This window comes from Oscillatoria sp. FACHB-1406 (assembly GCF_014698145.1).
Lineage (GTDB): Bacteria > Cyanobacteriota > Cyanobacteriia > Cyanobacteriales > Spirulinaceae > FACHB-1406.
Genome location: NZ_JACJSM010000028.1, coordinates 47020 through 73747, shown reverse-complemented (window position 1 = coordinate 73747; position 26728 = coordinate 47020). Strand labels below are relative to the sequence as shown.

Genomic DNA, 26728 nt, shown 5'->3' with positions numbered 1-26728 from the left:
GTTTCTTTCATCTCAACCCACCAGAGAGGAACTGACCTATTTAGCAATCTCTGCTTATCTTACAGCCTTTTTTTCTCCCTGTACACGCTAAAGTCCCGTTATTGAGGGTTTAGGTCTTTATTCCTCCGATTCAGATTCCTCCGAATCCGATTCTATTATATCCCTCGCACTAACTGCATATTCCTTAGCTAAGCAGGCGAAAGGAAACGGAAACGGTAAAGAAACTTCATCGGCAAAATAAGGCCAGCGACTTCTGAGATGATGGACAAAATCTGCTAATTTGTCGCTATCTATGCCCGGACAATGAACGATCGCGATCTCTAATAATCTACGATTTGCAGCCGAACCTTCGCCATTATCGAGACGAGACAATGATTTCTTTAACGGATACTTTTCAGTTGTCAGCCCGAGTCGAACGCTGAAGTAAAGTGGAGGATTCCCCTCATCCGATACGCCCTGCCAGCGGAAGGCGCTACTCGTGCGACTACCGGGAGAGTCTTTCACAATTCCCACGGGAACTTCTCCCTTATCGGCAACTCGCAATCGTACCATCCAAAGGCGCTTAATTTCCTCTGGCTTCATATCTCGTTTGCATTGGTTGGGCAAATCGTTAGCGGGGAGGTTTGGGTTTCGCAACCACGTCAGCATCTGGCGAGCATTCTGCGCTTCTGCCATAAAAAGAACGCGAGGCAACGTATCATTGGCGATGGGTGTATTTAAGCAATCACGCAGACAGTTAACAACAAATCGATTGAGGAGATTTTGTTCTTTTTGCTTCTCCTTCGATGACAGTTCCTCAGAATCTTCCTCTGTTGTATGGGCATCGGAATTCGGCTCCCATTTTTCATGAACTAGATAGCCCAGTCCAACGGAATAAGGAACCCAACCCCGTTCTGGAAATAAGGAAAGCGTTGTCATTTCGACGCTTCCCGTTATTGGGTTAACTCGGACTACAATTGCAATTGTCGAAGGTTGATTGCTCGCTCCAGTTTTTCGAGTTCGACGGAGAACATAAAAGCAAGTTAGCCAGAGATTTGCATCGATTGTATCTTTTTTACGGTCGATTAAAAAGACCGGTAAAACTCCAAATTGCCGTAACAAATCCGAAACTGCTCTTTGAACTCGATTTGACGGATTATCAATGGAATATTCTTTCCTTTCTTTTGTAAAATCGGTTAAGGGATTGATGTGCTGATTGACGTATCCCGCTTTCATAACACCAATTCGCACGGCTAATTTGGGGTCGGATTCGCGCGGAAAAAACTTATTTTTACCCTTAATTTCAACGATCGCGCCGCTGAGTCCTTCAGGTTTCGGTAGGGAATCAGCAATCTCCAAAACTCGCTCTTCAATTAAATGAACGCGCTTCTGTTGTCGATTTTTACCTGGAACGCCAGGGCGATCTAAATCTAGCTTTTGCGTCAATTCCTCAACGTGCTGAGTTTTAATCGTTAGCAAACCATATTTTCCTTGACAAATAAGCTCTTCTATTGTATAAAATTGAGCCTCTGTACTCATCGATTCAAGAGTTGGTGAAGAGCGATTTTGTTTGGGTGGTGATAAGTCGAGAGTTTCGCAAATTTCCTCAATTAGTGCATCTCGACATTTCTCAGTTTCCCAGAGGATGAGGATAGTTTGCGGCGCGCTCTCTTGGAGGCGGAAAGTTGCAGGTGCAGCGATGTTTGGGCGCAGCATAACTGTCGATACATCTTGGCGTTTTTTCGGGGTTTTATCCTCTTTAGATTTACTTTCGCCTTTCCCCCAGATATAGTTACGGTCTGTTCCGATCTTTGGAGCTTCGCCGACGCGAGCGAGCGGTAAATCTCCTTGTTCGATGCGATCGCAAATTGCGCGATCTAGAGAATATAAATCTCGCGGGCTGACTCCCGGTTTACAAGGTTCTTTTCCCCAGCGATTATCGTAGGCGATCGCGGCTTGGATGCCGGTGGGTTCTATATATTTTGCCGACCAGTTATAACCGGGTTTTAAGGTTAAAGTGTTGATATCGGGGAGAGGAGAATCATTCAATTCGAGTAGATTGCTAATGGCTCTCGGCCATTGTGGTTTTTGTCCTTTTGTGGTAAGTTTTAGCGGCATTAAGCGGAAAGGTTGGCGCTCTCCATCTAACCAGCGGCGATTGTCCCCTACATAAACTGTTGCTCCTCGGTAAGGATATTTCTTAAATGGTTCGACAATCCAGCGGCGCACTGAGAGTTGAGGATAGATGAGGGGAAGTTCGCGCCACGGAACAGTTTGGAGTTTAAAGTTTAGAACGAAGGAAAGATAAGCTTCATTTTGATTTCCTGAGAACACTCGCTGAGGAGGCCATGATATTAATTCTGCTCCTCCTTCAAGACGAACAACTCGGTAAAAGGTCAGTTCGTGTTGGTCGCGATCGCCAAATTTGACAGTAGGATTGTTGATGAATCTTTCCGCTAGATAATGGGGAATAACCTGAAAACGAAAATCGGGGAAAGAGCGAGCGTCTGGCTTCTCTAGGAGGTGATAATTTATCGATTTTCCCCATTGCCAAGCATTCCTCTCTAATTTCTGAATCGTTGGTTCGACTTCTTCTTTAAAATCGTCACCAAATTCTTCAAGCAGCCAGTCTTTAATTAAGTCTGGCAAGTCGGTGAGGTCTCCCATTTCTGTGGTAAATATCCACGGCGTGCCGACATCTTTCCAGGCTTTACGCGCGGTTTGAATGATGTTCGGGAAACTAGCGGCAATGATGCGATCGAGAGAGCGAACGGGAACGGTTCGATAGCCTTTACCGGAACGTTGATAACGTCGCTCGGCGAGTGCTTTGACCGCTTGCAGCCCCAGAGTGGGAACTGAGAGAGAAAATAGTTCGTACTCGGCATCCTCAGTGAGTTCCCAGGCACTGGGCAGAATAATTCTCTGAGCTTTTTTAGAGGTCATAATCTAAGTCCTTAGTTACTTTTAGAGCGTTCGCTAATTGCTAAGCTGCTGGTAAATTTATCCTGCCGTTTTGTAAAAAACGTACAATTGTAAAAACTAAAGCTCCCCGCTAATATGTGCTGCTAGAGGTCATAATTTAAGTCCTGAGTTGCTTTAAGCGCATTGAAAAAAGCGCCGTAGAGCGATCGCGCCAAAGTTTGTTCGTCGCGTTTCCTCGAGCCTTCAATCTCGTGACGGAGAACTTCCAAAATGCCCGCCAACAACGAAGTCGTGACGAGATCGCGATCGCCGGATGCCGATTGGGGGGCAAACTTAACATCGAGAAAATGAACCAGACAAGGTACGCCGCCCCGCACCAAACGCCCGATAATTTGCCAAATACTCACCAATTGAGTCCAACAGAGAACCCGACGTTCTTCATCGGTTAAATGCTTGTAGGACATTGCTCGACAATTCAAATCGAGCATTTGCGCGATCGCGTACTTGTAAAATTCCTGCTCCACATTCGCCAGCGTCAGCTTCTCGCCGCGTTCGGAAATCGATGCGTAGAGCTTCGAGTCCGAGCAATTATCCAGCGCCCAGTGATTGAGTTGCTGCACTGTCGTCTGCCAATCATCGGGAACAGGCATCGGACGGCTGAAGAAAACTGCACCTCCCAAGGCAGCAATGCGATCGTCGTTGAGGATATTATGTCCCCGTTCGAGCGCCATCAAGGGAGCAACCACAATTTTTGTAGACTGTTGGTTGCTCAAATCCCGAATCTGACTTCGACGCATCCCCTGACTGTCCGCCGGTGCGTTATCGCGACGCAGCACAGTAATCTCATCAATTGATTTAATCCCATTGGGGTAAAACTCCTTCAAACTCGCCTCAACCCATTCAGCTTCCTCATAGCTATTAGTAACAAGTAACAACCGCTGTCGATCTCGCCATCGTTTCTCATCCTGCTTTTGTTTCTCCTCCAACTCCTCAAACAAACCTTCCAGCAAGCTTTTCGCCTGTCCGGGGCGATAGCAAATCGCCTTAGTCATCTCGCGCGCTGAAAACTTCCGTCGCTCCGGGGGCAATCCCGACAAGGCAATGTATTTGCCAGCAAAATGCTGGGGTTTGAAGAAAAATTCGCTCTCCCCAATCCCCGCATCGCCAGCAGCATTGTTATTGGGAGCGGGTTCGAGCAAGACTGTCGGCTTTTCGCGGATATGGTACGCGGGCGTTCCTGGCGCGTAGCTGGTGCCGGAAATCAACACCGTATGGGGACCATCCCAACCGTCAGCGGCGAAGAGAGTCGGGAAATCGAGCAGTAAAGCGCGCCCCACGCCCACATAGCGAAAATAAGCGAGTTTCCCCCCCGGGCGGTTGCCGCGATCGCGCGTATATTTAAATCCCAAAATATTTCCCACCGGGGCAGAAGGCAAAACCGGCAAAAAATCGCGAGGCGGGCGATAAACCAGGGAAAGACTGGTATCGTGCAAATCGATCGCGCGCGATCGGTCAATTTCGCTCAAATGGTCTACCAAAAACCCCAACCGATCCGTCAAAACTGCCACCAGAATGGCAAAATGGAGGTGTTGCACGACTTCCTCAAACTGAGCGTCCTCCAAAGGTGCAATGCCGTCATAATCGAGCCAGCGCGTCAGCCAGTCGGACACCTCTTTTAAAGCCGCGCGATCGCTGGTTGCACTCAACAACATTAAAGCAAGCTCTGACAGTTCTCCCCCCTTACGGAGATTGAGAGGCGCTTGTAAGAAGCCTTCAACGGTTGTTAACAGCGCTTTACGCCGCTCGCGCACGGCTTTAGGCGGCAAACCTGCCTCGATGCGTTTGCGCCGTTGTTGGCTCCGTTCGGTACGACTCAGCTTGGCTTTCTCCTCCTCATTGCCACCCTCCAACGGTTCGAGAATGTCGCGAATGATATGAGCAAATACCGATCGCCCCGTAAATGGATTTGAACCCAACCAAGCCACCAGTTTGGGCTGGTTGTGGAGTTTGGGCAGAATAATATCGGTGGCAATTTGGGCATAGTCATTCGCCCTTTTTGCCGTCGCAATCCGCTCTGCGGCCATATTGCGGCGATCTGAATTGTACGTCGCGGCGGCAAACTTGAGTCCGAGTTGATTGAGCAAGGAATTTCCCGAAGCATCGACTAAGACTTCATCGGGAGCAAAGGCTTCATCCATTTGCACCTGCACGCGATCTGCTTCGTCAACAAAGAGAAAGTGGCATTGGCGATAAACTGCTTCGGCAAAGGTGAGTTTTTCGGCAAATCCTTGGCGAGGTACGCGAGTATGAACGAAACTGGCGGGAGTGAGAATCCAAATTTGGGCGCTAACAATATCTCGTTCGAGTTGATGGCGGGGGCATTGATAATAAAAGGGACAGGTAGAGCCATCTTTAGTCTCGCTTTCCTCATCATCTGAATCTTCGGACTGGGAGGAAGCAACTTTTTGGTAGAGCGAGTGACAGGGTTCTTCGCCAAATTCCCACTTTTCTTCCGATTGCACTAGAGCGAGTAAAGGGCAAACCGGACTGAACCAACGCCAAGCGGGATGAGTCGCTCCTCGTTCGATTTCTTCGCCTTGGGTTGCTAGCAGCGGCGCGTAGACTTTTTCTAATTGTTGGGCGCGATCGCTTCCGAGGATGGGTGCGGCGGCAATCCCCAACCCATGCCAAAACAAAGAAGCCAAACGCACCTGACTGGCGACATCATTCACCATTAAGCCGCAGCGATATCCCTGTTTGGCGAGGTGGTAGATCAGGATTTCTAAAACTGTCGATTTCCCCACATTTAATAAACCGACAATATGAACTAATCCTTCTAAATTCAATGTCGTTCCAGGTTTAAAATCCTCCGTTTCTGCATCGTAGAGTCGTAAGGCAATTCCACAGAGGCGATCTTTATAATTCTCGGTTCCGTACCCAGTTTCCGCCAAGCGATCGTCCATTTCTGCCGCCGCAATCTGTAACTCTGCCAGCGTCACCGCAACCGGCGGATTCTCCGAACTGCGGGGGGGAGCAGCCGTAACTTTTAGTGGAGGTGAAAGATAACTAACCGCCTCGGGAATATTGATAGGAATTTCTAAGGGAGTGCGATCGCCCTTGAAAATTCGAGCATACCAATAACCTGTCGTTGCCAACTTAATTTCATATTTTTTATGGGGTGGTGTTGTGGATAGCGTTTGCCGGTAAAGTTGAAAGCGATCGGGATAGGTACTGGTCGGAATTCGTCTCGGAACGGCATCGGGTTGGCTTAAACTGAAAATTCTAATAATTTCCGGCAAGCGGATGTATTCCATTAAAGACCGTTCCCATTGATTGCCTTTACGACGAACTAAATAAAACCGAGCAATCTGTACCCGCTTCCAGTTACATTCCTCCGTTAAAGATGGCAGGGCAAAGCGATAGCCCAGTAATAATGCCAAAACCGAAATCGCCGGTTCGTCAGGTGCAATTTCACCAAGCAGTGTCAGTCCGAGTTCGACTTCAGCGATCAGTTGAGCCAGACGAGATATTTCTCGCCGTAGCATTGAGGGTTCGCTGTCGGGAAATAGCACGGCAACATAATCCTGCAAATCCTGGGATTCATGCAGTGCTGCCCGCAATCGTTGGCTCCATTTATTGGGATCGCGCACGTCTTTTTTTCTCCAATTGTTCTTTAGCTAAGGCAACAATTTCGCTCGCCAACCGCAACCGCACGCCTCCTAATTCAGGTTCGAGTTGTTGGCGCTGGACTTTAATTCGCAGGATTTCTTCTCGTTCGTCGGGGAAAACGACAAAAGTTTCCGTTAAATCGAAGCGGTATTGAACGTTACGCAAGCGCTCTTCATCTAAATACGACCAATCTTTGACATCGATCGCCCAACGAATTTTTTTGCTAAATTCGACTAATAGGTCAAATTCGTCGATTTCCGGCCACAGCGTCACGCGAATGCCAAGTTGCGTGAGGTTTCGAGCCAGCTTAATTTCCCACAATCCCGGAAGGGTTCCATACCGATGCACGCCGGGAGTCACTGCTTTCCACCCATCGGCTTCGTGTTTAGAAATTGCCGGTTTGGGCGGGTGCGGTTGTTTGGCGTTGAGTTCTTCGCAGGTTAAGTTGCGACAGGTATAGGTTTCATCCCGGCGACGGCGTAAAACGTATTGACAGCGCGGACAAAAGCGATACTCTTCTTCTTCGGTTAAATCGACTAAATCGATGTAGGTTTGCTGGAGAAAGGGACGTAAAGGTTTGAGTTGAGAAGAGGAGAGGAGGCGGCGGTACTCGCGGTAGGGAAGGACGGGATGTTCGATAATCAGTTGGCGAAAGGCGCGATAAGCGTCTTGGAGTTGATGTAGCCGACAGTGTAGGAGGACATCTTGTAGGATTTTCTCTTGGACTTGCATTTCGGTATCGAAGCCCGCAACCTGCCACTGAAGAGCTAAGTCCGAAAGCAAACCATCCTCAATTAAGGAAACATCCGGGGGAATGTTTCCGATTTGGGCTGCGGGTTTCCATTCGGCGACGGGGTTTTTAGCCCAGTTAAACAGTTCGGGTAGGTTGGAGGGCGCTTCCTCATCACCCTGTAACAGGGAGGTGAGGTACATTCGAGACATTCCCAAGCGCAGGGATGCTGGAATGCGCGATCGCGTTTCTGGTTCTTGCTTCTCCCATTCAGCTAAGCCCGTGGCTAGATAACGCAAGGTTTCCGTTACGGAAACCTTGACTAGCGGTTCATTTGGGGGTTCTTCCTCGAGCAAGCGCAGACTGCGGGCAACATTATCTTCCCATTCGACATCAATGCCTCGCATCGTCTGCAACCAACGCTGTAGCGTGGCTTTTTGCCGGGGCAGCATCTCCAGTTCCAGGCACAATTCTTCCAGGGTTGGCCCTTGGGGGTGGAAGCGAAACCATTCCCGCAGCACCTCAAGGATTTTGTCTCGATGTCGGGTGACTTTCATTTCGGTCAATCTCCCATCTGAGGGGTTTGACTGATTCTGACACTGATTTTCTGAAAGTGTCAATGAAATGTTTATATGTTTCTACGATGTTTCTTATGTTTCCGTTTTGCAGAGGGCGAACGGTTGCTAGTCTTTGACAACTCCCCTGCCGGTCGGCGAGGGGATTCTTGGTTCATCGGGACTACCCACGTAGCTTGCCCTCCCCAAAATTCACGGCGAAGCTTGAGCCTGTCGAAGGACGTAGCTCTGTCTCCCATTTTTTCGGTCAAAATTGAAGGTGTAGATGTGCAGATCGTTCTTTATCCCCGTGTCCCCATCTCCCGGTCTTCCGAACCAATAAATCGAGCTTAGACAGACCCAAGAGCGAAGTGGCAGGAATCATCGATCGCCGATTTGAGTAGAGCCTAACCTTCGCAGCGTGTTAGATTGACAGGGGCTTGAAAGTTATCTTCAACCTGATTCCCCTTAAAAACCTCCAGAACCCCCGATTTTAGGACGGCGTATTAAGGGTTTCAAGATAATTTTCGGAGGTGTGTATTAATCGAACAAGGAGGGTTAGTTGAACGAGGAGGTCGGCGTGCCGATTGAAAGTCGGGAGACAAGGCCTGTCTTCGCTACTTGCCAAGATTTGCCTCGCATCAAGGCGCTTGCCGATCGACATCGGCAAGAGTTGGGCTTTGTGAATCGAGCAACTCTCGAATCGGCGGTAGGTTCTGGGGAAATTCTTAACTTACCCCACGGCTTCCTGCACTTTCACCATCGGCGCGACAAAATCTCTACCCTCTACCATCTCTGCGTTGCTCGCGAGTGTCGCCGCCAAGGAGTCGGTCGCGCTCTAGTTAAAGCATGGGAGTCTCATAGCCAACAATACGGCATCCGGCTTCTGCGCCTTAAATGTCCGCTGGATTTAGAAGCCAACGGTTTTTACTCCCGACTGGGCTTTCATCGGGCGAACATCGAACCGGGCAAACATCGTCCTCTCGTGGTTTGGGAAAAAAAGCTGAAGGAGATTTCCCCCAGCCATCCTCAATTTGTTGCTGCCCTCAGTGCTGGCGGGCCAGATCTTAAGCGTCTTTTTGACCTTTGGGACGAAGGAGGCGATCCGCGCAATCCCTTTGAGCGAGTCTTGACTTCCCCCCTAGCTTGTCCGCTTTCAACGAATGTTTATTTACGTCAGGAAAAAGAGCGAGGACGCATCCAACAAGTCTGGTTCGATTGCGGAGCTTATCAGGTACAGCAAGGGAAGCGAAAGTATGAGGATTTGCTAGTCTTCTTAGACCGTTTTTATGGCGAGAATCAATGGGCAGATGGATATATCCTGCCCGATTTAGTTCCGCTCTCGACCGATTCCGATGCGATCGTGGAATATAAGGTTCGAGAGACGCTTTATCATTGCTCTAAATTTTTTGAGCGAATGCCTGCCTACATCCAAGAACGCGCGATCGCGCCCGTCCACGGACGAACGCCCGAGCAAATCGACCGTTGTCTCGAAACCTATGCCCGCATGGGCATAACGCGCGTTGGATTTGGCTCTTGGGGAACTTCTGGCCCGAACAACAGTATTAATATGCTCTCCCAAACAAGCTTGGCAATCTTCGCTGTTGTCCTCAATCTTGCCCGCGAACAGAGAATGAAAGTTCATTGCTTCGGAATTGGAGGACCATCAAGCTATAAGCGTCTTCAAGATCGTCAACTCATCCCCCATACTTTAGATAGCACGACATGGTGGAAAGCAGGAGGTTTTGGCAGCATCTTTTTCCCGAATACGGCTCAAATCCAAATCACTAAACGGCGCGGTATTGAAACAACAAAATTAGGTTTAGAAAACCTCAAAATAAGGACAAATCATTCTTGTTATTTTTGTCAAGATATTAGCAAAATAAGGAAAGTTAGAAACTATAGAATTGCTCATAACCTCGTGGCTTGGCTTGACACCTTAGAGAATTAAGACGGCTCCTGTCTGAAGGGCGCTCGCTTTAATATTTTATAGTAAAATTAAAGAGCTTGTAGTCCTTAAGCAAACTAATTCTAGAAAGCCATTCTCATTGAAAGGACTTGACATAACTCTCTAATTGTGTGTTTGTATTCCAGAAAAATTTCAGGAGTAAGTGGGCATTGCCGTTCTTTGCTCTAGGCTAGAGAAAGGTCTAAAAATAAGCAATCCCTACTCAGATCATTTTATCAATAACGGCTAGTAGACTAGCTCTCTAAGAAGAAAAAGAGAGAATCGTGAAACAATGGAAAAAAGATTAACTTTACATATCCAGCAAAACACAACTTTAGACAGGTTTATTTCAATTCTAACTTTTTTAAATGAGGGAGAAACAGACATTGACAGACTTGCGGGCATCTGTCAAGTGGGAGTTCCCGTTTTACAAAAACTTATTTTTCCATTTTTGCGGAGTATTTTAATTCTTTCTAAAAAAACTCCTCCTCAATTAACGCCATTAGGTAAAGTTGCAGCAACTATCCAGCTTCAAGAACCCTCCCTGCTGGGAGATTTTCTCCATTTACTCCTTTATTCTTTGCACTTCGAGGAACCCAATAAGCGATTTTCTTGGGCTTACGCCACCCTCGTCCGGCAACTCTGGTTGCGGAAAGAAGTTATTCTCTCATCTGCGGAAAAAAAGTTTTTAGTCGGGCAAACAATAGACACCGCTTCCCATAAATTTGAAATCTCTGCCAGCGATATTGCTTTCAGCGAAAGTAGCGTAGCTGGCGGACTCAACTGGTTGCGATCGCTCTCCCCCAATGTTCTAGAATCCGAAGGAAAGCTAGAACGCTTCAATCGGCGATATTTCTGCGCCGCTCCAATTGTAATTAAAGCCGCAGACAGTCTTTACCGATACCAGCAACGAAGCTATGGAGTCAGAATCTTCTTGCGGGAAGATATTCAAGAGCGTTTGTGTCAAATGTTGCTTTTAGACCCGAGTGGATTAGAGAATACCCTAGAGAATGCCAAGCAGACCTATGATTACGATCGCGGCGGTTTGTTTGACTGGGGTTACGAAGGGGGTTACGGCCAATGGGTTATGCTAACCGAATCGCCCGAGTGGACGCAATTGCTCTAAGAAGAGTAACCGCCATTGCTAGACTTGCTAGACTTGCTCGACTGTCAATGCAATTGCTCGGCACATCCCAAGGGTCGCGCAGGCGGAGCAACAGGGGTCGCGGCTCGCTCGACCGTCAATACTCGCGCTTACTTAAAGGTTTAAGATGAAACGGCTATTAGAACAACTGGATGCGATTGAAGCCATCGTCGATACGGTCAGTCCCGCCCGTATCGAGAGCGATCCTCAAGGCGTGCGCGATCGTTATCAGACCTATGTTCGCGCCTACAGACCTCTCGAACGGGTTGAAGTTCTGCGAGAGCATTTGCTTGCCGAACTCGAGGCTCTTCATCCCGTCAACGGCTACCTGAGTGCTGACTACGGCTACGGTAAAACCGCCACCCTCGTTTATTTATGGCACTCGTTACAGCAAGCGGGAACGCTCGCCGTACCGCCCTTTAAGTTCAGGGAATTGGGGGACTTAATCGAAGCCACCTACGGTTGGATGAAAGCTTGCCTTAAACCCGAATTCCAGCCCCGTCTCGAGGCCTTGTATGGGGATTATGCCTTGCAGTCTCGGCAAGTGCAAGCCGCCGAACTTGCCCGCAAATACAAGCTTCCAGAAACCAAAGCGCTCAAAATCGTTCGCGAGTTAAAGAGCGATGTCGCTAACACCGATCGCGTTTTAAATTTTTGGCGGGATAGCGTACCGATTCTTCGAGAAGCCGGTTTTAAGGGTTTGTGCATACTTGCTGACGAAAGTCAAGAGTTTTTGCGAACTGAAGAGGGGGCTAGCGTCCGCATTCAACTCTTGAGCGATTTAGTCAAAGGGATGCGAGCGTTGGGAAATCTCCCCGTTGCCTTAATTTTCGGGATGCCGACTTCTCCCACCGAGTCTGCAATTGCAGAGCAGGCGAGCGACATCATTCATCGCATGAAGGAACAGAAAGTCTGCTTGCGACTCGCGGATGCAGATTGGCGCGAGTTTCCGAGCGATTTATGGGAGTACCTGCGCGCGCAGTTTTTGGACTCCGAATCAGAAGGCGAGAAGGTGCTTCATCCGGCGACAATGGAGAGTTTGGGGCAGTTATGCGATCGCAAAGATCTGAGCAATGGCCCTCGCACGGTTATCGAAATTTTCAAGCGCGCGGTTCGTTTTGCCAGCGAGCAAGGACGTTCTTATACTCCCTTAGATTTAATTGAAGATTATCTAGCAGAGCGAGTCCAATTTTACGGCGCTCAGCAGCAGCGGATTAATAAAGCGATTGAGGCTTCAGAACAGATTCCTGCCTTCTGGAAGCATCCTCACGGGAAAGACGCGATCGCACTTTTAGCGATTTTTCCGAACGGCGTTTCAGACACCATCGCCGCCCAATTTAATCTCTTAGAAAGTATCGAGCAATTAGCCGCAGACGAAGATTTATACGGTTCTCATATTGTTCGCCCGACAGAGCGGAGCTTTGCCCTCGCCTCAATCGCCAAACCGACAACGCCCTCGATTGTCGAACAAATTGTCAATCGGTTTCGCCAACAATGGTTCCAGGAGTGGAGCAGCGAGCGGAAAGAGAGCGTTGCTGTCAAAGTTTTCAGAACTGAAATTCTTCCCCTCCTGTTTTCAAGTTCTAAAACTGGGCAAAGAGCTAATTGGACTTGGCGCTATCGTTCGGAATGGAAACAAGATCGCTCTGGATTTTACAACATTTTAACCGGCGCTCCCGAACGGTATAAAGCAGAATATCCCAACCGTTCTTTAATGCTCTGCGTCGGAACCGAGCGCGCCAAATTAATGGGATTTGTGCCACCGGAAAAAACTCACTTAGACTGGCGTTTTCATTTACATTACGCTCCGGGAGAAGAGCAAGTCCCGCAACAGGAGTTAACCGCGATCGCTGGAACCAATCAAGTTGACTTTTCGCTTCATCTCAGCCGCAGTTTCGAGCGACGATATCCCCTAACCTTCGGCTTGCTGGGCAAAGCTATTCCTCCTGAAAAATGTTCGGCTTGTACCCTCCTCAACTTATCCGACTACATTCAAAATTGGTTGCTCGATAACTCAGAAACCAATCGAGCCGAAAAAGCAAGATTGGAATATCACCGCCAGCAATGCCACCAATATGCCTTACGCTTGCTTTTACCAACCATCCAGCCTGAAAACTGGAGCGTTCGAGGAATAACAGATGTTAAAGGTGGGGAGGCTCAACTAATAGAATCTATCTTCACGACAATCAATAAGCGACTTTTTCCAAACTACCAATCTTTCTATAGCAATCTTCATCCCTCCTTAATTAAATATAAAATTGTCCTTAAGAAAGTTCCTCTAGTTGCCCGTCGTGGCTATCAGTCCTACCAGGTTCTTAAACCAGAATTCGAGCAAATTTTTGAAGCCGGAGCTTCCAGTTTGCCGAGCTTTTTATCGACTTTAAAACAGCATCAATTGGTGAAAAGTTATAAAATTGGAAGTCAAAAAGAAGACTTTTCCTCGATCGATTTCGCGCAACATCCCCTCGAAGCGTTTATTCAAGAGCAACTCGAAACAAAAGGAAAATTGCAAGCCGTAGAGACATCCGTAGGTAGTCAGGAAGTTAAGGCTTTAGCGCTTAAAGAATTAAGAGAAGCGGTTTTAGAGATCGGTTATCTCTATGAAGAGTTTGAAGAAGCGCTTGAATGGTTAAAGCAGCGCCGTTACTGCGAACAAGTTAAGGGAATAATTCGCCAAACGATTGGAGAATTGGAACCCGAACAATTAAAAGAGAAATTAAACCAGCTTCACAGTCAAATTTCGGAGTTATTAGAAGCATTTAACGAACCGTTGTTACGGGAAATTGAGCGAGAGTTACAGCAAGTCAGAGAATCGCTTGCTAGTTTAGAGGACAGTGAGCTTAGTCGAACTGAAGACAAACAAATGTTTGCTTCTGAATCGGCACAATTGAATCTACTGGAGGAGAATGGCGATTCGGTTTTAGACGCGATCCCGCAGGGATCCGCTTTGCGATCCGAGCAACAGTATCGCTCTAATGTTTTGCTTGAAGAAGCCCAGAGCATCATTCAACGCGCTAGCGAACGAATTGAGAAATTTTGCCGTGAAAAACGCTCGACTTTAGGGCGAAAGTTAGCTGAATTTAAACTTCAAGTAGAGCGGTTAACAAGAGAGTTGCTTGTTGCCCGAGTAGAAAGAGAATTTCCGCAAGACGAGAGCGAACTAGAACCCTGCCTTAACGAGCATCGTCTGACTTTAGAAAGAAAAGTTAAACAGTTAGAAAAAGCCTGTAACCAATGGGTAGATATAATTAATACGAACGAACTTGACCTCTTCGAGTTGCAGCAACAGTTTGAGAAGAGTTCCCAATCTTTGCAAGAATACGAACAGGAGAATGAGAGACTTAAGGAGTTAGTCGCAGGTTTAGAGGAATGGCGAATCATTTTACCGCGTGCGGCTGCTTTGCGGCAATCTCTCAGTCAGGATTTAGAACGACTGGCGCGCTATGAAGATGATTTTGTGGATCGCGTTGTCACTCATTTCGCTACTCATAAAATAGAAGGTTTTAGAGAGTACGAACGGTTGCAGCGCCCTTTAGTCGAACTTGAAGAACAGATTAAGAGCGAACGGCGATCGCGTCGAGATGCTTTTAATTGCCTTCTCAACCAATATGAGGCAATACTAGAACGGATTTCTAGCGATCGGTCTTCTCTCTCTATTTTCTGTCGATTTGATGATGACAATCGCCAAGGGTCTTATGAAACGCTGAAACAGGTATTCTCAGACAAAGTGCAGCAGAGATGCGATCGCTTCTTATCTCAATGGGATAAGTTAGAACGAGACTTAATTTTCCTAGCTCAAGAACGCGATCGAGATGTCACAAAACTATTAGCAAAAGTCAGTCAAGCTAGAACTAAGTTAAGGGAGTCAAGAGAAGAGCTACCCTTATTAATTGAGGATATGTTAGCTTTAGAAGATCGGATCGAGCAAATAAGCGCGATTACCGAGGAGAGTCAAAAGTTACAAGCTGAGTTTGTCAAACTTGAGGAGAGAAAAGATGAAAATCTTACGGACGAAGAGCAAGAGATATTGGCTAAGCTTGTCTCTACCGAGCGTAGTGTTTCGATAAGCCAACTTCGTCAGCTAGTGTCGGGAAGCGATGAAATTTGGGAAAAGGTCAAAGACCTATATCGTAAAGGTCATTTAAATATTATGGTTAAGCGTCGAGATTGACCGGGAGCAGGTCACTCTTGCTACCCTCACCCTAAATCCCTTACCCTAAATCTGGGATAAGAAGCACCTTAAGAATCTGAAATTGGGTCTTCGGCAGGTGGGTGCCAACCACCTCGAATCCAAAGACGGCGCGCCCGTTGAATTGAACCTTCATCGTGGCGCTCGTCGTTGAGGTCTAAACGTTCGACTGTAGCCCGTCCAATAGGAGTTATGCCGATAATTCTTTGTCGGTCGGCAGACCAGATGAAATGCTCCCGCCAGTTCTGAACTCTGGGATTGAAGAGGGAACAAATTGTTTGTGTTTCTGAATCGAAGCCATCGATAAAGTTATAGCGACGACTGTTGCAGCGATGGCAAGCAAGGGCAAGATTATCTTCAGTGTCAGCGCCGCCTAAAGACTGAGGAATTAAGTGGTCTATTGTAAAAAGTGATGCGCTCGCTTCTTCAGAAGAATGGCAGTATTCGCACAGAAAGGCAGCGCGCTGGCGAATTCGTTGTCTGCTGGCACTGCTAACTGTCACGATTCGGCAATGATACGAGCATTGATTAAGGTAAAAATGCGATCGAGTTCGGCAATTCCAGCCAGCTCTGCTGTTTCCATTGGAGTCAAGAGATCGGCTTTTTGGCGCTCCAGTAAAATCTCTAAATGAGTTTGAAGTTCGTCAGTAAATTTGAAGAGATGAAGATCCCGTACTTTTTGCAGTTGAATACCGCTCTCAACCCAGGAGGAAGGTTGTACCATTGTTTGAGCAATCATAGCGCGATGAATCCCGTTCTTTTTTGCCTTTATTCATTCTATCAAATTTACCACTTCTCCTGAATTCCCAGGATAATGGTGCGTTACGCTTCGCGCTCCACACCCTACTTTTCTAGGCGCTACACGGCGATCGCGTCGAGAGGCGTATGAGCGGCAACTGGGCGAATATGAAGCCAGGCAAAAGCCTATTCGATGGCATACTATGAACCCTTACAGACTTGAGACGCTCGTAGCAGATATTTTTAAAGCTAACCATAGTCATGCAGAAGTAATTCATGTAGGGAAGCCTCATGATGGTGGAGTTGATGTTTTCTTTGTTGATGCTGACCAAAAACAGTGGCTCATTCAAGTCAAAAGGAGAGAAAAAGCTAACAGTACAGAGCCAGTAGAAACTATTCGCAATCTTCTCGGCACAATGCTACTTGAAGGAGCTTGTCACGGAATTGTAGTGTCTACTGCCGATCGTTTTAGCTATCAAGCTTATCAAGCAGTTAATCGGGCGGAGGAGGTTGGAATGACTGTGAAACTGATTGACAGAGGCATTTTAAATCGAATGTTAGAGGCTGTTTTACCTAATGTATTCCCTTGGTTAATGAGTCTGGTAAATTCCTATGCTGAATTCCCAGCAGATTCTTTTAGAAAAATACCAGATCCGAATTATCAGCAACTTACACTATGGTAATTCCTTGACAGAGTGAGTATCGATAGAAGTTCTAATCGCCGAAGGTTCGGAGCTACGCATAATCGGCGGGTCGTCGCAAAATTTTAAACGGATTCGCAGACTTCATCTCATAACCCGCATAATTCCCTTCCGCCGCTGCTACTGCCGCTTCCCACTCGGGATGCTCGTCAGTCCACAACGGATGCCGCACGATTAAAACCCGTTGCAGATTTCGACTGCGGCGAATATACCCCCGCAAACTGCCAAATTGCTCGGAGGCACGATACCCCAAATTTGTCAAGATAGTATGTACGGCAGTTTCATCGCCTTCTAAAAGATTAGCCCAAGGATTATTCGTGCCATTCCAAGACGAATGCAAATCTACCGTAGCTGCCGACGAGAGCGCTATTCTCGCCATATCTAACGCCAAGCGCCAATCGAGCAAACCGTGATAGGGCAAGTTACTGAAGTCCCGCAGGCACAAGTTACAGGAAGTATCGCATTTGCTGCCGTGAGGTTGCGAATCTTGGGGATCGAGCTTGGAGTGCATCCATTCCCAGGCGATGCTATTTTGATTGGTGGGTTCTGCCAAGCTCATTAATTCAGCAAATTCTTGGGGCTGGGCGAGCAATCGACAGTATCCGGCTCCATTTTCTAGGCGATCGCACAAAAAAGCTTGACCCAGTACCCGATTATCCTCGCCCCCAAGGGAACGAAACCCCGCCTGGAGTTCCAACGCATCGACATCTAAACGATAACCCGCCGCAATCTGCAACCAAAAGGCAAAGGAGTACCAAGCCGCTCGCCCTTCAACTGTGGTGGGATCGGCAAAAACTCCGGCAGGCCAGCGATCGATGTTGACGAGCAAAATATCGGTCTTCCGCCGCGAAACGAGGGCAATGCGATGAGAGTTTCCCGATGTCGTGACGGCTCCACCCGTTTCTTCAGGCGCTACTGCGTAGGCTCCGGCTTTCGGCTGGCCATAAACTTTGACTTCGGCGTAAAAGTCAAATCCACCTTTACCCCCATCATCGTTGACTGAGAGGATGCGATCGCTCAAATTCACAACCGTACAATTCCCCACCTGCAACGCATCCGCCTCTTCAGTTGAAATGCTCAAAGAGGGACGAGTCGATCGCGGTTGCCATTCAAATCGCCCATCAAAATCCTCGGGTTCCAAATCGGTAAAAAATCCCTTCGGTTCGCGTACATCCAAGCATTTGAGGGAAGGTTCAGAATAACGGCAAACCGGACAAGTTTGCTTCTCTGGCTCTCTGCCGCCCGGTAACGGCTCCGATAGAGAGGGCAGCGGGACGACGGCTTGACAGTGTTCGCACAATCCAATCGGGTTGGGATTGCCCCCACAGAGGGGTGGATAGAGTCCGGGTTCGGAGCGCGCCCCGGGTTTGAGCGAAACAACTCCCACGGCGGTGTGAACGGCTTTATCCTTGACGGTTTGAGAGCCGGGGGCAAACTGACTCAGGGCGATGTCTAAGTTGCGATCGATAACTCCGTCGGCAGGCGGCCACGGAGACGAACGTGAGGGAAAGCGAGTATACAAGGCTCGGACGCGAGTGGGGAAGCCAAACATGGGCAATAAGCCTGCGTTCGCCAAGCGCTCGCTCGAGGCAGTCTGGATATAGGATTCGTCATCGATAATTTGCCGAATTTCCGGAATCAGGCGATCGCGCAAATACCCCAGCATTTCATCCTCAAACGCTTCATTCCCCGCCCAAGGAGTTTCCAAACTCAGAGCTTGCATAATCGAGCGAATCTCGGGTTCGTTGGTCGGATTATTCAACCATTCGGCAAGATCGGCTTCGTAATCCTGCCACTGGTCAATCGTGCCAAATTCCCCGTGGACATTATCGCCCTTGCTTTCTTCGGCCAAACTCGTCGCCCCGGCAAAAGCTTGGCGCAGCACTTCCTTAATCAAAACCCGCTTAAAAATGGCTTCTCGGCGCAAATCCACGTAAGGCGGTGGCGGCGAATCTCCCGTCATGCTTTCCGGGCGCTGGTAATAAAAATCGTCGTGACTCCTGCCCCGACAGAAGGTAATCGCGAGGGAAACCCCACTCGCTCGTCTCCCCGCTCGTCCGACTCGCTGCTGATAGTTAAACCGTCGCGGCGGCATATTCGCCATCATCACGGCATTGAGCGCGCCAATATCAACCCCCGCCTCCATTGTAGTGGTAACGCTCAAGAGGTCAACACCGTAGACTTTTCGCTTGGGTAATTCGTCGGAAATAAACACTTCTTGGAACCAACGCTGCCGCTTCGGACGCTCTTCGCTATTCGTTTGACCTGTTAATTCTTCACAGTTCATCCGGAAACAGGCGGCATCAGCGCGGTCTGTTAGTTCCGTATAGTAGTCAAAATCGGTCGTAATTCGATCTGGAACGACAGTAATAGCCCGCTCGCCTTCCTTGTACTTGCTGTTACACTCCGGACAGTTGCGAACATCGTGCAGAAAGAAAGCATTGCACTGCGGACAACGGTAGCCTCTTAATCCCTCACCCTCATTAATTTGAGGTGGAGGTACAAGAGTTAACTGGTCAGGAGCTAAAACGATTCCATTGGCAGATGCTATTCCTGCACCTGATTGCAAGAGTTGTCGTTGTACATCAAGGTCTGTTACTCCAAGGTTCCTGACGCTTTTAATATAGTTGAGGATGTAACGACGCAAGCTATCATCGTCTCCTGCGGTAAACTTTCTACGTGGAGGTTGTTTACGGGAAGTCTGCTTACTTTTACGAGGTACGTGGCGGTTATGCAAACCTCTAACACCGAGTTGGCGAATCACAGCTTCAGTAATGCCGATCAGAATAGGTGAAGGATTGTTATAAGGTCGATAGCTCGCCCAACCTTGTCCAAGAGCTTCAAAAGTCCTAGCCATATGGGGAAACAGTGCATAGATCGACTCTTCTACAAGAAGGTTGTTCATGCGGGTGATGTGGTTCAGTTGGTCTTGGCTAGCGTTAATTAGTGGGACTGGTACAGGATTCTCCCAGTCATAGCAGTTAAACCAAAAATCCCAATCCCCTTCAGAGGATCTATATCTCTTAGCCGTGAACTCAGAACCACCTGGAGCAATTCCCGTTTCCAAGAGCTTATCCCTAATGGTGCCTTGCAAATTGGCTAAAGGAACCCGTTCTGGATACATAGCCAACAACTCTTCCCAAGCTCGTCGCGCCTGTCGATCATTGTGTGGCATTCCCATGCACCATGCCATTGCTTCACTATTAAGTTGAGCATTAGTTGCTGCAAATCTCATTCGAGCCAACACATCCTCTGGCTGAAGAGGTTTTGTAACTTCAGTATATAAGCGCTGATTCAGCCGTTGTAATGTTGACAAGTTAGGGCTAGAGGGATTGAAGAGAAACATTTGCCGTAGATATCCCTCTAGATCGCTCCAATACTGCCGAAAAGCTTGAATCATCGCCAGACGAGTCATATCGCGGTAATGATCTCGCTCCATTCCAGCGGCGAGTTTCGCTGCATCCTGGCGACTGTCGGCGAAAATGACCAGTTTTCGAGATGAAGCCCCCGCACCGCTGCCACCCATTTCTCGCAACGTCGCACTGGCTAAAACCTGGCAGGCTTTTTGGAATCCCGTCCGATGGCTTCTTAGGGGCGTTTTGAAGGTTTTGCGGCGGCCGTAGTCGGCATCGCAGCGAGGACATTTGCTCGGCATGGGGGATTGGTACGCTGCTTTTGCCCCCAAAACTTGGTAAAGCCAACCGGGGATTTCATTGGCTTTTCGAGGGGTTTTATCGAACTTCAGCAAACCCGTAGCGCGATCGAGTTTGGCTTTAACCCATTTGCGTTTTATTTTGTCTGCCGTCCACTCTAGGTCTTGGGGGGCTAAAGTTTCATCGTGAGGCAGGGGCCAGAATAGGGCGTATTCTTCGTATCGCTGTCCGAGGTTGGCGCGATCTGGCATACTTTCGAGATCGGGTTGGTCTGCTGTGAGAATTAACAATGTTTCCCCCTTCGGCGTTTCAACTTGCCGCTTGTAACCTCCTAAGAAGGCATCGCCGCAGACTTCACAGACAATTAAATCGAGAACGCGAGAACCGCAGCTACAGGAGATTCGATGGGTATCGTGGATGGCTCCAACGGTGGGTTTTTGGGCGAGCGGCGCATCGCGACGAGCTTGAAGCGCCTCATCGGTTAAATGGGTGCATTCGGGATTGCAGCAGGCCCAAAGATTTTGTAAGTTGTGGAAGAATAAGTGTCCTCGCACGGGTTGAGGAGAACGCCCCGTTGTCCGTTGAGACATTCCCAAAGCTAGCAGCAAGCCTCTCATCGCGTTGGAAGCGATCGCCTGTTCCAGGGAGCCAGCCCCCGGAAATAACTGCCCGTCTAATTGCTGAATTTGGGTCGGTCGAACTGTCTCATTGACTGCTCTACAAGCATCGCGTAACGCATCCGGTGCTTGAATGCTGGCTAGGGCTTCTCCCAATCGTTGCTTGGGACTCATTCCTCCCTGCTGAGGTTGCCCTAACTGAGTTGCTAGCTGGCTCATCTGAGCGTCACAATTCTCTATATCGGGCGAACCCGCTAGCGGCTCGGGTTGGACGCTTTGGGCAAATTCTTCAAAGGCGCGGCGATAGGGTAAAAGAAATGTCCGCGCACCGGCTACAGGCTCTATTTGTTGCCCGCTAATAAATTCAAATCGATCTCTGCCAAAAAACTCTCGCAGGAATCTTCTCCCTTCTGGGTTATCTTCTAAACTGGCTGTCGTCGTCAGGATTTGTAGCTTGGGCGAGTCGGGGGTTAAACCGAGGCGATGGAGGAGCAAGCGCAGAATATAAGCGACTTCAGTTCCCGGCGTACCGCGATAGGCATGAAGTTCGTCAATAATCAGGAAAAATTCTCGTTCTGGATGTCCCGGTTCTGCCAACCACGCTTTGGTTTGTTCAAAAATATTGTCTTCAATGCTCCGCATCATCATGATGTTTAGCATGGAGTAGTTGGTAATCAGGATATCCGGGGGCGTTTCTTGCATATCCCAGCGCGATCGCATTTCGCCGCCATCTAGCCTGGGGAAGTAGTATTGCAGTTCGCGATCGCGCTCTGGATCGTTTTGCAGTATGCTCAGCACATCTTGGCGCTGTTCCTGCATCTGTTGCAGAATTTTACGCAACCGTTCCCGACTCGAATCGGTTTCAATTCCCGAAACCGGAGTCAGCCCCGTATAGCGTCCAAAGGTAATCCGGTTTCCGCCTCGGTTTCGATCCAGCCATTGATGAACTGAATCGTCGTCAAGGACGGTTCTCAGTCTTCGCAGTTGATCTTCAACAAGGGCGTTGAGTGGATAAAGAATAACGGCTCTAAGGGCGTGAGGGCGGCGCGTATGCGAGCATTGGGGAATGCGGCGATCGGGTTGCTCGCAATCCCACCAATTCCCCGTTGAGTCCGAGCTTCCGACTGCCTCCCAGGTTGCCGATTCTCTCACCAGTTGCGCCAAAAGCGGCAGCAGAAAGCATTCCGTTTTTCCAGAACCCGTCCCCGTTGTCACAACAATATCTTGATGCTCGAGGATAGCTCGCTCGAGGCTCTGCCACTGATGCTGATAAAGTTCGATGTTCGGAGGAAAAAGATTTCTCGCTAACTCTGCTAAGTCTCCATATTCAGCAACTTCTGAAGACAAGCGCCGTGCGGCAGCAGCGAGATTCAGCCCCGAGGAAGGGTAAATCGGAACGGTTTCAACCAACGGGGGCTGGCTCAGTACGCCCCGACGATTCAGAATGTTATCGCGCTCTTGACTGAGGACGCGCGATCGCAAAGGAAACGCACTCTTGATATACAACCGATAAAGGCGATCGAGTCGTTGATAAGCCCCCATTAGATCGTGCATTCTGTCGTTCCCCCTTCGCAGGTTACATAAAGTTTTTGGGTCAGTTGATGGGCTAAATTTTGCCCGACATTCTCATAAATCAGCCACAAATTTTGCTCTGTTTTTTGATAGCTGGGAAGGAGTCCGGATGCCAGCACCAATGCTCGCTCGTAGAGTTCTGGCCATCGTTGAGAGTAGGGAACTGCCAAACGCGCGTTAGTAGCATCATAACGGGCAATGCAGGGGCAATTATTGTAATGTAACGCCAGAAATCGGAGACCGTACCAATCTCCTTGTCGCCAAGTATCGGTTTCTGAATCGTAGAAAAGTATTTGGACGGGGCGTGCGTCTTTTTTAAAGTCCCACATCTCATACATCCCTGTTTGCTGAGGGAAACTAGATTCAACAAACTCGCGACCCTCAAAGCGCTTCCATTCGTAAAGACTCGGTACAATTCCAGGTAAGCATCTGAGTCCTTGTTTCCAAGCGATGAGATCGGGCAAGATTTCAGCGAGTTTTAAGGAAGACTCGCCCGCATCAATGATAGGGATATTTAATTGATTCTTAATCGAAGTAATTAGAGGAGGAAATTCTTCTAAGCTATCTAGCTGAAGGCGAACGCAAAGCGGGGCATCTCCTTGAGCTTGGTTAAGGTAAACAACTTTGCTTTCGTGTTCTAATTTGTGCAACAATTCCTGACTGCGTTGACCGCAAAGCAAAAAATCAAGAGTATCTGGCGCTGAATTCACTCGAACTAAAGCTGCTGGCGTACTCGACCAGCGCGAACCATTGCTAGATGATTCGATATGCCCCAATAACTTTAGCCGACGAAGAATGCGCCTTGGCTCGCTCAGTTCTAGGGTCTGACAAGCTTTCTTAAAGGACTCCAAAGTTCCGCTTCCAGAAGCTGATAACCAGTATAAAAGGCGATCGTAGTTCTCGGAAAGAGCAGCTAGCTCTGAATTATATTTCTCAGTAAGAAGCGCCGCCGTACAGTCAAAGGGGTTATCGTTGGATAGTATTTCTTCGGGATGATATGGGATTTTATAAGTGAAATCATAAATATCAACACCAAGTTTTGCCATTGATTTTATTTGTTCGTATTTAAAAGCTCTTCGTTCCTCTTTATCAACAAAACTTGTATGTTTTTTAAATGGCTCTAATAAATTCGATTGAACGGAGAGCGGAATTTGACCCATATCGTCACTTTCTATAGCAATGAAAAGGTAAAATTCTTTTGTCCCCCTACTTGTCTTTTTTCTCTGCAACTTTTCCGCTCGTATGACTGGCACAAATTCGGTGAGGTCGTGCTGATGAACTTTGTCTGCAATGAATTTGACAATTTTCTGCGGATTGCCTTTGCATCGGAAACCCTTATACCAGGATGACATAATAATTGCTCCCTGAATCAATGAGGTGCAGAAATTTTAATTATACTGCCGCAAATGCGAAACGAATCGAACACTGAATATTCTCGCTCTTGAGGAGGGTTTAAAGAAAGTTGATTACAATTAATTATTTTAGCTAGTAGTTCTGTGGATTCGCCAGAGCAAGATGCTTCAATTAAGTAATCTCCCGTTTCGATAAATTCAATCGTAAGAGAAACATTAGTGTTTATAGATTTGCTGACTAAAGGATGTCCGTCAGATAATCGAGTCACTTTTAATTTCGCATTGGGATAGAATCCAAAAACCGTTACTTTTGGCCCGTATTCCGCCAACCATGCTCCTCGATTGGGTTCGCGTAAACCTCCTGAAAGACTAATCGATAAGGATGCAGCCGGTTTCAGAGCTTCATAAAGTTCCTGATTCTGAATAAAAACTCCCGACCAAGCTTTTGAAATAACCATGCACTGATTAATTTCAATCCAATCTGAATTGCCGAATGGATTGTCCGGCTCGCCATTCCACTGAAGCAATCCTTCCGTTCGCAATAGTTCGAGTTGGGGCAAAAGTTCGGCTTTGCACAAGAGAATAAAGCGATCGCCTAAAGTGGGTCTTCCCCAAGAAGCATAAATTCCCGAATCGGGGTTTTCGGGGTCGGGAGTTAAAACCCAAAAGTCTCGCTGGGGTAGGATTAGGAAGCTAAAAAGATCGGGGGAGGGAATGGGATATGTAACACCACTTTCTAATTCAGCTTCACCCACTGCTATTTCAGGTAGATACCATCCTGGTCGTTCTTCTCGCAAGGTTAAAAGATTATCTTTTGCCCAAACTTCCACTTGTTCTAATCGCAATCCTCGCGGCTGTTTTGGGTAAAGGTAATATTCCACCTCTCCTAAAAATGGCTCTTCGGCACGATATAAACCGGCAAAGAGGTTGCGAGTTGAAATAGATGAAGCTTTCTTTCCTTCAGCGAATCCATTATCTCGCCACTGTTCGTACAGTTCGTGAATGGATTCCGCGATCGCTTCGTAACGTTGTGCGGAGCGCGCGCCCGCTAGTAAGTCTTTTAAGTGCCTGGTTAATCGAGACGCTTCCTGACGAATACGAGTTATAAGGATTTGAGCATCCAGAGGAATATGCCACTGCTTTTCTTTAAAAAGTTGGCACAGTCGTTCCTTATCGCTGCGACGCAAAAGCGACTGAGAAATTGGGTAACTAATATATTTTGTTGGGCCTTCACCCTGTTGGGCTGAGGTTAGGAAACCTTGCTCCATCAACCAACGCTTCCATTCCTGCCACAGAGGTTCTTCGTCTCCAGGTTTCATTCCTCGCGGGCGGCATGACTGTACCGGCGAGATAAATAAGACTTCTTGCAATCTACGGAAATAATTGTTTTGGTCGATTTTTTCCTCTTCCGCCATTCGATAAGCTGCGAGAACTGTAGCACCTAAAAAAGCAATTCCTTGAGGCAAACCTTGAGGTGTATGCCCTTGTACGCTTTTTAAGTTAACTTGACCTTCAAAAATTACTTTATCCCTAACGGCACGGCGAAAATCATGGCTCCATTTTCCGTCTATTGGAGAATTATCAAAATTGTTCCCAATACGCTCTAGGACATCCTCGTCAACGCTTAGATAGACATAAGTCCCACGCGCCACGCCCCTGACAAAGTAATCTGCTAATGCCTGGTTCCAATCCGTGTAACTCACCATTGAGATTTTTCCTGTTTAGTTCTGTACTCTCTGAGGTTTACAGCAGAATCATTGACGCTCTGCTTCCATTAATTTGTTAGGGATAACTAGCACAGAGCTATTTAGTGGTTTGAGTCAATAGCCTTGCTAGCTCGGTATCGCCAACTTAGTGTTCCCCCTGTTGTTCCCATAACGCACAAATGTATAAATATTGCTTTCCCTAGGATGTGACGAGCAATGCAACAATTTCGTCCGAATCTGCATAAAACCTAGGCGTATAAGCACTTTCAGGAAATCTAAGGGCTAGGAAGCCCTCAAGCCGCAGAATTTACTCAGTTGCCTCTGGTGACACGAACCCTATATTTAGTCCCTTTACCCTCTTTTGGAGCTATATTGCACTTCTTACACCGAGTTCGACTCATCTTTATGTCTTGACATAAAGATGTCTTGACGCAAAGATATATAAAAGTCTTGTTGCCAACAAGTGCTATGCGAACCATGACTATTGCTTCCCTGTCCGGCGGTCAGGGAAAAACCACCACTGCATTTTTTTTGAGCCGTCTACTCTCCGCTTCGAGTAAAGTGCTAGTTGTCGATGCCGACCCTCAAGCTAACCTCACTTTCTTCTTAGGTCACGAGGTAGAAGCGAACGCTCCCACGCTTCTGGAGATGATTACCGGAACGGTCGAACCTCTCGATAGTATTTACAAGCTCTCTGTCTCGAATCTCTTCTTGGTTCCTGCTGATGACGGTCTGACGAAAGCTCAGGATTACTTAGCCGCCAGCGGAATGGGGGCTGTCGTTCTCCGCAATCGACTCCAGCAGGTGGCACAGCACTTTGACTACTGCATTATCGACGCGCCGCCGACGCGCTCTCAAATTGTGATGTCCGCTGTCGGTGCAGCAGATTGGCTCCTCATTCCCGCTGAGGCTTTGACCAAAGGAGTCAATTCTCTGGTGCGAACCTTGGAACTGGCGAGTCATTTAGACGCTCTTGGAGCCTTTGCGGGTCGAGTGCTTGGGATCGTTCCGTTTCGAGATCGCTGGTTCGGTAACTCTCAATCGACTAAGAGTGCTGCTGCTATCAAGGCTATTAAGGAAATCGCTGCTGAAAGCCAGACGGAGGTGTTTCCCTCAATTTTGGAGAGCGAGCGATACAAGCAAGCTCTCGATGAAGGAATTTTGTTGAGCGATTTTGGTTATCCCAATTTAGAACTTCCCTTTAAACGGGTAATCGAGCGACTTTGACATCCTTACCGAGTTATCAACTCCGAA

The 26728-nt window shown here is 47.9% G+C and carries 13 protein-coding genes; 5 read left to right on the top strand and 8 right to left on the bottom strand.

Annotated elements, in window-relative coordinates:
- Positions 1-117: 117 nt before the first annotated feature.
- The 3 genes from H6G50_RS21150 to H6G50_RS21140 form a co-directional block, all read right to left on the bottom strand.
- Positions 118-2922, bottom strand: coding sequence for a DUF3962 domain-containing protein (locus H6G50_RS21150; RefSeq protein ID WP_190720974.1), 2805 nt, complete (start codon positions 2920-2922; stop codon positions 118-120).
- 122 nt (positions 2923-3044) lie between these two features.
- Positions 3045-6551 carry a hypothetical protein gene (locus H6G50_RS21145; RefSeq protein ID WP_190720972.1) on the bottom strand — a complete coding sequence of 1169 codons (3507 nt, stop codon included), beginning with the start codon at positions 6549-6551 and terminating at the stop codon, positions 3045-3047.
- On the bottom strand, positions 6535-7857 hold the full coding sequence (locus tag H6G50_RS21140) for a Fis family transcriptional regulator (RefSeq protein ID WP_190720969.1): 1323 nt from the start codon (positions 7855-7857) through the stop codon (positions 6535-6537). Before H6G50_RS21140 ends, H6G50_RS21145 begins: the two co-directional genes overlap by 17 nt.
- Before the next feature lie 559 nt (positions 7858-8416).
- On the opposite strand from H6G50_RS21140, the gene H6G50_RS21135 reads away from it, so the two are divergent.
- The 3 genes from H6G50_RS21135 (at position 8417) to H6G50_RS21125 (ending at position 15117) form a co-directional block, all read left to right on the top strand.
- The gene (locus H6G50_RS21135; RefSeq protein ID WP_199303316.1) at positions 8417-9805 is read left to right on the top strand and encodes a GNAT family N-acetyltransferase; all 1389 of its coding nucleotides are present in this window, start codon (positions 8417-8419) and stop codon (positions 9803-9805) included.
- Between the two features lie 289 nt (positions 9806-10094).
- Complete coding sequence (locus H6G50_RS21130) at positions 10095-10928, top strand: hypothetical protein (protein WP_190720966.1); 834 nt, start codon at positions 10095-10097, stop codon at positions 10926-10928.
- Positions 10929-11073: 145 nt separating this feature from the next.
- Positions 11074-15117, top strand: a complete 4044-nt coding sequence (locus H6G50_RS21125) for a hypothetical protein (protein WP_190720963.1) — start codon at positions 11074-11076, stop codon at positions 15115-15117.
- Positions 15118-15185: 68 nt separating this feature from the next.
- On the opposite strand, the gene H6G50_RS21120 is transcribed toward H6G50_RS21125, so the two are convergent.
- Complete coding sequence (locus H6G50_RS21120; RefSeq protein WP_190720960.1) at positions 15186-15638, bottom strand: HNH endonuclease; 453 nt, start codon at positions 15636-15638, stop codon at positions 15186-15188.
- The gene (locus H6G50_RS21115) at positions 15635-15874 is read right to left on the bottom strand and encodes a hypothetical protein (RefSeq protein ID WP_190720957.1); all 240 of its coding nucleotides are present in this window, start codon (positions 15872-15874) and stop codon (positions 15635-15637) included. Before H6G50_RS21115 ends, H6G50_RS21120 begins: the two co-directional genes overlap by 4 nt.
- Before the next feature lie 202 nt (positions 15875-16076).
- Between H6G50_RS21115 and H6G50_RS21110 the strand changes: the two genes are divergently transcribed.
- The gene (locus H6G50_RS21110; protein ID WP_190720954.1) at positions 16077-16556 is read left to right on the top strand and encodes a restriction endonuclease; all 480 of its coding nucleotides are present in this window, start codon (positions 16077-16079) and stop codon (positions 16554-16556) included.
- Between the two features lie 52 nt (positions 16557-16608).
- Here H6G50_RS21110 and H6G50_RS21105 read toward each other — a convergent pair whose 3' ends face one another.
- The 3 genes from H6G50_RS21105 to H6G50_RS21095 all read right to left on the bottom strand — a co-directional run bounded on the left by H6G50_RS21105 (position 16609) and on the right by H6G50_RS21095 (position 25474).
- Positions 16609-22398 carry a DEAD/DEAH box helicase gene (locus H6G50_RS21105; protein WP_190720951.1) on the bottom strand — a complete coding sequence of 1930 codons (5790 nt, stop codon included), beginning with the start codon at positions 22396-22398 and terminating at the stop codon, positions 16609-16611.
- On the bottom strand, positions 22386-23462 hold the full coding sequence (locus tag H6G50_RS21100; RefSeq protein ID WP_190720948.1) for a hypothetical protein: 1077 nt from the start codon (positions 23460-23462) through the stop codon (positions 22386-22388). The genes H6G50_RS21105 and H6G50_RS21100 overlap by 13 nt, the downstream gene beginning before the upstream one ends.
- 323 nt (positions 23463-23785) lie before the next feature.
- Positions 23786-25474 carry a hypothetical protein gene (locus tag H6G50_RS21095; protein ID WP_190720945.1) on the bottom strand — a complete coding sequence of 563 codons (1689 nt, stop codon included), beginning with the start codon at positions 25472-25474 and terminating at the stop codon, positions 23786-23788.
- Between the two features lie 477 nt (positions 25475-25951).
- Here H6G50_RS21095 and H6G50_RS21090 point away from each other — a divergent pair, with 477 nt between their 5' ends.
- The gene (locus H6G50_RS21090; protein ID WP_242032931.1) at positions 25952-26701 is read left to right on the top strand and encodes an AAA family ATPase; all 750 of its coding nucleotides are present in this window, start codon (positions 25952-25954) and stop codon (positions 26699-26701) included.
- Positions 26702-26728 lie beyond the last annotated feature (27 nt).

What these genes read in the sequence shown, in the direction of transcription:
- H6G50_RS21150 (WP_190720974.1), bottom strand. Translation starts at nt 2,922, where the DNA reads ATGACCTCTAAAAAAGCTCAGAGAATTATTCTGCCCAGTGCCTGGGAA.
- H6G50_RS21140 (WP_190720969.1), bottom strand. Translation starts at nt 7,857, where the DNA reads ATGAAAGTCACCCGACATCGAGACAAAATCCTTGAGGTGCTGCGGGAA.
- H6G50_RS21130 (WP_190720966.1), top strand. Translation starts at nt 10,095, where the DNA reads ATGGAAAAAAGATTAACTTTACATATCCAGCAAAACACAACTTTAGAC.
- H6G50_RS21125 (WP_190720963.1), top strand. Translation starts at nt 11,074, where the DNA reads ATGAAACGGCTATTAGAACAACTGGATGCGATTGAAGCCATCGTCGAT.
- H6G50_RS21115 (WP_190720957.1), bottom strand. Translation starts at nt 15,874, where the DNA reads ATGATTGCTCAAACAATGGTACAACCTTCCTCCTGGGTTGAGAGCGGT.
- H6G50_RS21110 (WP_190720954.1), top strand. Translation starts at nt 16,077, where the DNA reads ATGAACCCTTACAGACTTGAGACGCTCGTAGCAGATATTTTTAAAGCT.
- H6G50_RS21105 (WP_190720951.1), bottom strand. Translation starts at nt 22,398, where the DNA reads ATGCACGATCTAATGGGGGCTTATCAACGACTCGATCGCCTTTATCGG.
- H6G50_RS21100 (WP_190720948.1), bottom strand. Translation starts at nt 23,462, where the DNA reads ATGGCAAAACTTGGTGTTGATATTTATGATTTCACTTATAAAATCCCA.
- H6G50_RS21095 (WP_190720945.1), bottom strand. Translation starts at nt 25,474, where the DNA reads ATGGTGAGTTACACGGATTGGAACCAGGCATTAGCAGATTACTTTGTC.
- H6G50_RS21090 (WP_242032931.1), top strand. Translation starts at nt 25,952, where the DNA reads ATGACTATTGCTTCCCTGTCCGGCGGTCAGGGAAAAACCACCACTGCA.